This is a genomic window from Hoskinsella mucinilytica (assembly GCF_045223415.1).
Lineage (GTDB): Bacteria > Bacillota_I > Bacilli_A > Erysipelotrichales > Erysipelotrichaceae > Hoskinsella > Hoskinsella mucinilytica.
This window is the reverse complement of sequence record NZ_JBEQZJ010000077.1, coordinates 1-7,512: the sequence shown is the minus strand read 5'-3', so window position 1 is coordinate 7,512 and position 7,512 is coordinate 1. Positions and strand designations below refer to the sequence as shown.

Genomic DNA, 7,512 nt, shown 5'->3' with positions numbered 1-7,512 from the left:
GTTTATATGTTAACATAAACTCATATGAAATACTATTTAACAAAGATAAAGCACAAAGAAAAAGACCACTTATCAATAAGTGATCCTTATAATAACTTATATAAAGCAAACGAATTATTTAACTACGACATTAAAACTGATTTCTTCAAAATCCATATTAAAATCATCATTATATCCTGCTTCTAAATGCAATGTGAAATCAGCTTGTTCTAAATTTTGAAAATCAGCAATGCCCTTTGATACTACACCATTTAAAACATCTCCACTTACAGAAGGATAATCTGCATTATAATTGTTTTTGACATCAAATTGTTTACCATTCTGTATCGCTTTCATATTAAAGTCATAAAAGCGATATTTGCTTCCTGAATTATTCTTCACACTATAATAAACACGTGTTTCCGTCTTTGCAAATTCAATTTTTGTTATAGCAATTTCTACACCATTTTGGCTATTTTTTAAATCAGTAGGCGTTATCGTTTTTATCGCAGGTGATACCGCATCTACATAAGTTGACATCTTAACAGAATCCGCTACCACTTGAACTGCCGTCACAGATCCACCAAAAACATTTTCTCCTTCATATTTATCCACGATCTTTCCATCTAAAACGACATAATCGTCAGTATTGACCTCAAAAGTAGGATCAGGATAAGCTACCACTGTATTTAACTTATTATTTTCCGGATCCGCAAACATTTGAAAATAAACACCATCATCATCTTTTTCAGGTGTTGAGAAAACTTTACCGGACAATTTCACATATTTTCCAATATAACTTTTAGGATCTGAGTAAGCTTTTACTAAATCTGATTCATTGAGATATTCTTTTTCCTTTGGCTCCACCTTTTTTGCACTATCATTTCCACATCCAGAAACACCAAACACCATTGTAGCACATAAAAGTGCTGCGAATAACTTTTTCATGATTGTATCCTCCCTCGTTATCCATTATGTAAACATCTTATGATGCGTTTGCCTATTTCGTTTCGTTATTTCATCAGATAAATACTTTGTCAGTGCTTTCTTTGTAAAGTGGTATCTCATTTAATTATTATAATGCCTCATTTATCATCTTATTATATGCTTCACAGACAATATTGGCACCAAAATCAAAAAATCTTTCTTGTTTCGCATATATCGAATGATTGTTTTACTTCAAGAAAAAACATTGATAGAAGCTATCTATATTCCTTAAAAACTCTCAATTAACCATTTATGGATCAACTTGTCTTATGTCTTTGAAATAGTACAAAACATGTCACTGTAATACACCCACAAATAATCAGCTCGAATTTATTTCCATTTGTTAAAAAGATAGAAATCACCAAGCAAATAAAAAACAATACTACCAATACTCCTAAAATTTTATCTAACATATGGTCTCCTCCTAACTTTACTCTAACTTATCTAACACTTTCAACATGATGTGTACAGCATTTTCAAATTCCTGAATTTCTTCTATACTTAATTTCTGTTGCATTTGTTCATATAGTGCTGTTGCATCAAGAGCGTTTTCTTCTAGAAATTTTACGCCAAGTTCAGTTACACCGATATAAATGCTTCTGCGATCGTTTGGATTCTCTTTTCGCTCTATCAAACCATGTTCATATAGACTATCTACGATATGGGTTGCTTGTTGCTTACTTAACCTTAATGCTTTTGCTAATTCACCCATTCTCATCTGTCCATAGCTTTTTAACGTCATTAAACAGAAATAAGTTTCATAACTGATTTGTCTAGCTTTCTGTTGATTTCGAATACTACGTTCTACTTTATAGTGCCAATGTGGCAATAAGCGGATAAGTTCTTGCTTCGCATTCTGCTTGATCATAATTGCTCCTCCTCTTCATTTGGTATTGACATATTCTCAAAAACAGCTAAAATACAATTAGTACATAATTATGTACTATCTATATTTATTTACTATAAAAATATCATAGCCTACTTAAAACCAAAAAGCAAGGTGTCATGAAAAAAAGGAGTGAAATTATGCTAAAAAACAGTCAATCATTTGCTAAACAAGCACTCTATAATGCATTTAGATTTATGATTAACGTAGGATTTGTTTTTTTATTTCAAATGATGTTCCATGTAGAAAACACCTTAACTGCAGTCGCACTTGGTGTAGGGTTTACCATGCTTCCAACTTGTGATCTTGGTATACGACCATTAACGATGAGTCTCATTGTATTGATCCTTTATATTGGTGGAGGTATTGTTGCACAGAGTGCATTATGGAATCCGTTTCTAGCTTTCCTTATCAATTTTTGCTTTCTTGTTTGGTTGCTATCATTGATCAGTGAGCCAATGGAAATCAAAGCAAATATATCTTTCCTACTTTGTTTTGTATTTTCACAATCAACTGCAGTTCCTTGGGCTCAATTCAATGGACGAATAGCTTGCGTTTGTTTTGGTGCTTGTTTGGTTAGTCTTTGTATTCTCATCCATTGGAAAAGAAAAGGGTTTGGTAAAAACGGTTGTAATTTCAAGCAACAGTTTCAACGTAGCAAACAGCATCATAGTTATATATTGCGTATGTCATTGGGCATTAGTATTGCTATGTTCATAGCTTCTGTTTTACACCTATCCAAGCCATTATGGATCAGCATCGTTGTAATGTCATTAACACAATTAGAATTCTGTGAAACATTGGAACGTATTCGTCATCGTTTTCTTGGTACCCTAGTAGGAGTTGTCTTATTCTTTATTTTCTTTCAATATATAATACCCCAACAATATGCAATGTTCGTAATCATGTTTCTAGGGTATATCGGTTTCTTTTTACCGGAATATAAATATAAACAAGTCATTAATGCCATATCTGCTTTAAACGCTTCTTTGGTGATATTGGATACCAAAACAGCGATTGAAAATAGAGTTTTTTGTCTATTACTTGGTATTGTCATCGTTATGATGATTTATATGCTAGCCAGTATTGCCAGAGCAGCCTTTCATTTAAAACGATGGAGTGTGGAAACGGCTTTGGCAGATGATCATCCATGGAAAAGAAAAGCAATGGAATACTATCCCAAAATACAAATCATCCAACATAAGAAAACAGCCGATTAAGAGAAAATATCTATCTCAATATCGACTGTTTTTTTACATGATGGGTCTAATCACTAATAGAGGGAAAAGAAAGTATAAAGGTACTACCTTTGTCCACTTCACTTATTACACGAATAAAGCCATCGCATAGATCACATACATGAGATACCAAGCTTAGTCCGATACCATATCCATCTAGCTTTTGTGGATGGATACGGTAAGCGTAATCAAAGATACGCTCTTGTTCTTCTTCACTAATTCCTTTTCCATGATCCTCAACATATATCAAAACACTGTGATACTTTTGTTTTAGATAAATATTGATTTCTTTTTGATTCCCATATTTTATTGCATTCTCAATTAAATTATCTAGTGCTCTTTTCAACCATTGTTCTCTGCCAAGGATGGTATAATTTGCTTCTTCATCAAAATCAAAATATAATTGGTCATATATCGCATGATAACTATCATATTCCTCTGCAGCAATCAAAGCCAAATTACAAATGCTTTTCTGTGAGTTTTTATGGGCAGATAAAGCCAAAATATCATCAATGGAGTGTGACATGGCATCCATATCTTTGCTAATGTCATAGCCTGAGCTGATTTTGCCTTTGATAAGCATAATGAGATTTTTTTGTTCATGTGCGATATAAGAATGAAGTCTACGCTGATCTTCATCATATGCGGAAAGCTTTTGATTGATTCGTGCGTATTCACTAGGGAAAGCTTCTTCCATACGATCAACCTCTTCCTCTCCCACATGAAGTAGATCCTGTGCTATTTTTTGTTCCTGCTTCTTATCTAAGTGCTTGATACAACAAAGCAGAATACAAGATAAGATCAAAATAATAAAACAAATTGTTGCAATCAATAAAGGCAAATATTGAAAAAGAGATGTTCTGAAATACTCATAAAGTTGTTGTGACGATATAGAATTCATAGATATGATTTCACTATTGTATTTCGCAGAATACAAAACTTGAGGTATGCTATTTATATCTGCATTTGATTTACTGAAAAAGAAGAAAAAACACAACAATATCGCAAAGGTTAGAATAATGACATAACATGCAATCAACATATATTTTTTCTTATTTATGGACGACATAAGTAATACCCTTTTCCTTTTTCATTATGAAGTAGAGATTTTCCATCCATCAATAACTTTTTACGAATACTCGCCATATGAACACGTATTACTCCGGAGAATGGGTCAAAGTCTTCATCATATACATGCTCTGCAATTTCATAATTAGATATCACTCTAGGGTGTTGACTGGCAATATACTCGAGAATATCATATTCTTTTGGTGATAGAAGTATTTTTTGATTTTCTAGAGTCACACTTCTAGAAGCAGGATCTATGACTAGCCCTTCTACTCTGATATCTGCTGTCGGTCTACCACGAAAGCGACGGATGACCGCTTGTATTCGTGCATTTAATTCTTTAAATTCAAATGGCTTTGTAATATAATCATCTCCACCAAGTTGCAACCCTTTTACTCTTTCATCAATATCATCACGTGCTGTAACAATCAAAACAGGGGTTTCTATTTCTTTATCTCGCCAATGCTTTAAAAGATCAAAACCATCAGTATCCGGAAGATTTAAATCAAGTAGTGCAGCATCATATGCGTTATCATACATTTTCTGATCTGCGATTTCTCCATTATTTGCACCATCACAGACAAAACCAAATTTTGTTAACTGCTCTATCATTAACACAGATAATTCTTCATTATCTTCTACAACCAATATTCTCATTTTATCATCCTTCCTGTCAATCACGATGTTCTACGTGAACATTATAGTATATTGAATGTTAATTTTAAATCAAGACCTTGCCTTAAAATTAACATTCCTTGTGTTATGATGACGTTGCAACTAGAAAAGCGAGGTAAAAAAGATGTATATATTGAAAAATGCGTTTAAAAATATCTTTCAGAATGCTGGAAGAAATCTAATGATTGCAGTGATTTTCCTGTTGGTTATCACGATGAGTTGTGTCGCTATTATCGTTCGTGACAATACAGCAACCATAGCAAATGACTATAAAAGTCAATTAAGCACACAGGTCTTTATCGAACAAGATTATCAAAAAGTTTCTCAAGCGATGGAACGTAATGATTCCTTCCTTATACCCGGTATTTCTAATGATACCGTTAGAAAAATGGCTCAGTCTAAATATATCAAAAAGGTTGAATACGCAGCAACCATGGAAGCAGTTGCTGATCAATTAAAATTCAAACAGCCCGTTGATAAGCGCTATACAGAATTGCAACGTGCCGGAGAACCATTGGAAAGAGCCCGTATTCCTTCTATATATATCAACGGATTTGACAATGTAAAAAATGCCAAAATATTTCAAAACAGACAAGCACAGCTAAGTGAAGGAACTTATCCTGAAGCTTCCGATGAAGCATTGATATCTGATGAATTGGCAAAACTGAATAATTTAAAAGTCGGTGATAGCTTTCAAGCGAAAGATATTCACGATAAGAATCCAAGTGGTAAAGTATTAAAAGAAATGACTTTTAAAATCAGCGGTATTTATCACAATGAGGATAGCAATGCCTATGGTGATGTGTTTACCAAAACAGACAATCTTGTCAACGAGGATTATGCATATAAACCTCTTTTACAAGGAACATTCTTCCTTTCCAATCCAAAGGATCTAGATGCCTTCAAAAAAGATGCAACTCAAGCAGGTCTTTCTGAATATTACAATGTGAAAACTGATGATATTGCTTATCATGCGTTTATTAAACCAATCGAACAAATGACCGGTATCGCCAATATTTTCCTTGTAGTAGTATTGGTTTTAGGAACTACCATTCTTCTACTATTATCTATGTTAGCTATCAGAGAAAGAAAATATGAAATTGGTGTCTTACGTGCCATGGGCATGAAAAAGAGTAGCATTGTATTACAGATGTTATTAGAATCCATGATGATCATGATCGTGTGTTTAGTGGTAGGCCTTTTGATTGGTAGCCTAATTGCTCAGCCTGTCACTAACATGATGCTTGCGAATAAACTTGCTTCACAAACTGGTGGTAATGTTATGAATACAGGTAGCTCCGTTATGGGTGGTCTTGCAACAGACAATGCCCCAATTACACATATCAATGCAGTACTAAGTGCAACTACAGTAGCACAACTTGGTATAATCGCTGTGCTATTAGTAGTATTAGCAAGTGCGGTTAGCTCATTCTATGCTATGAAATTTGAACCAATGCGTATATTGCGTGAGCGTAATTAAGGAGGAAATAAAATGTCTATATTATCAGTTCAACATGTTAGTTATATATATGAGAATACAACGCATCCTGTCTTGAAGGATATCAGTCTTGATTTTGAAAAAGGAAAACTCTATAGCATCATCGGTAAATCAGGTTCAGGTAAAACAACCTTTCTGTCTTTACTTTCCGGTTTGGATGCATGCACAGAAGGAAAGATTCTATACGATGGAAAGGATCTTAGTGAAATAAGCCGTGATTATTATCGAGCAAGAAATATTGGTGTCATCTTTCAAGGCTATAATCTTCTATTAAATAAAACTGCATATGAAAATATTGAATTGTCTATGTCTATCAGTAAAGCAGAGCATCGTGGTGATAAAACATATATTTTAAATCTATTAAAAAGTGTAGGTATCAATGAAGAAACTGCTCATCGTAAGGTACTGAAGCTATCTGGTGGGGAACAACAACGTATCGGTATCGCACGAGCTTTGTCACATGACCCTGATCTTATTTTAGCTGATGAGCCTACAGGTAATTTGGATCATGAAACCGAGGATGAAATCATCAAAATTCTAGAAAATTTGGCTCATGAACAAAATAAGTGTGTAATCATAGTAACACATTCAAAAAAAATAACGAAGAATACTGATGAGGTGTTCGGTATGAATAAAGGTAAGCTTATTTATGCAGGCTAAGACTTATATCAAAAAATCATGATAAGATATAACAAAGAGAATTCATTTCAATTTGAATTCTCTTTGTTTTTACTATAAGTTATCTGTTTAGTTTAGTAGTTATCTTAATGACTCAATAGGATCGAAATACAAAATCTGTCATATGATTTCATTGTGTTTGATTAAAAGTTTTTAATCAAGTTTTTAATCAAGTTTTTAATCATGTTATTTTATCTTTTACACACTTTTTCTTTATTATATTTCATGTGATATCGCAAATCTTTATTTTTCCTCAGTTCCTCATATTTTTTGATCATCACTTTCACTGCCCTTTCTTTAATAAGAATACGACATACTAGTTACCTATTTGTTCAATGGCTACTTTTAATTCTTCGATAGAATCATAATCAAAAATGAAATCAGTGATATGATCTAATTGCACTTGATTTAATGTTCTTAGCCATTTTCTTTCATTCTTTCCATATTTATTTTGGATAATTTTTTCTAAAAGTTGATATTTTTCTTGTTGTTTACCTAATAAT

At 33.0% G+C, this 7,512-nt stretch carries 9 protein-coding genes; 3 read left to right on the top strand and 6 right to left on the bottom strand.

Annotation, left to right across the window (positions count from 1 at the left end; genetic code table 11):
- Nucleotides 1-114: 114 nt before the first annotated feature.
- The 3 genes from UGRO018_RS17200 to UGRO018_RS17190 form a co-directional block, all read right to left on the bottom strand.
- A complete protein-coding gene (locus UGRO018_RS17200) occupies nucleotides 115-927 on the bottom strand; it encodes an LptM family lipoprotein (protein WP_416327744.1) in 813 nt (270 codons plus the stop codon).
- 296 nt (nucleotides 928-1,223) lie between these two features.
- On the bottom strand, nucleotides 1,224-1,379 hold the full coding sequence (locus tag UGRO018_RS17195) for a hypothetical protein (RefSeq protein WP_416327743.1): 156 nt from the start codon (nucleotides 1,377-1,379) through the stop codon (nucleotides 1,224-1,226).
- Between the two features lie 17 nt (nucleotides 1,380-1,396).
- Nucleotides 1,397-1,834, bottom strand: coding sequence for a MarR family winged helix-turn-helix transcriptional regulator (locus tag UGRO018_RS17190; protein WP_416327742.1), 438 nt, complete (start codon nucleotides 1,832-1,834; stop codon nucleotides 1,397-1,399).
- 158 nt (nucleotides 1,835-1,992) lie between these two features.
- Here UGRO018_RS17190 and UGRO018_RS17185 point away from each other — a divergent pair, with 158 nt between their 5' ends.
- Nucleotides 1,993-3,072 carry an FUSC family protein gene (locus tag UGRO018_RS17185; RefSeq protein WP_416327741.1) on the top strand — a complete coding sequence of 360 codons (1,080 nt, stop codon included), beginning with the start codon at nucleotides 1,993-1,995 and terminating at the stop codon, nucleotides 3,070-3,072.
- A gap of 46 nt (nucleotides 3,073-3,118) precedes the next feature.
- Here UGRO018_RS17185 and UGRO018_RS17180 read toward each other — a convergent pair whose 3' ends face one another.
- The gene (locus UGRO018_RS17180; RefSeq protein WP_416327740.1) at nucleotides 3,119-4,159 is read right to left on the bottom strand and encodes a sensor histidine kinase; all 1,041 of its coding nucleotides are present in this window, start codon (nucleotides 4,157-4,159) and stop codon (nucleotides 3,119-3,121) included.
- Nucleotides 4,147-4,815 (bottom strand): response regulator transcription factor, encoded by a 669-nt coding sequence (locus UGRO018_RS17175; RefSeq protein WP_416327739.1) that lies wholly within the window; start codon nucleotides 4,813-4,815, stop codon nucleotides 4,147-4,149. Before UGRO018_RS17175 ends, UGRO018_RS17180 begins: the two co-directional genes overlap by 13 nt.
- 142 nt (nucleotides 4,816-4,957) lie before the next feature.
- On the opposite strand from UGRO018_RS17175, the gene UGRO018_RS17170 reads away from it, so the two are divergent.
- Both UGRO018_RS17170 and UGRO018_RS17165 read left to right on the top strand, forming a co-directional pair.
- A complete protein-coding gene (locus tag UGRO018_RS17170; RefSeq protein WP_416327738.1) occupies nucleotides 4,958-6,313 on the top strand; it encodes an ABC transporter permease in 1,356 nt (451 codons plus the stop codon).
- 12 nt (nucleotides 6,314-6,325) lie between these two features.
- Entirely contained in the window at nucleotides 6,326-6,991 is a 666-nt protein-coding gene (locus UGRO018_RS17165) for an ABC transporter ATP-binding protein (protein ID WP_416327737.1), read from the top strand.
- A 334-nt stretch (nucleotides 6,992-7,325) separates the two neighbouring features.
- On the opposite strand, the gene UGRO018_RS17160 is transcribed toward UGRO018_RS17165, so the two are convergent.
- A partial coding sequence (locus UGRO018_RS17160; protein ID WP_416327736.1) for a hypothetical protein occupies nucleotides 7,326-7,512 on the bottom strand: 187 nt, incomplete at its 5' end.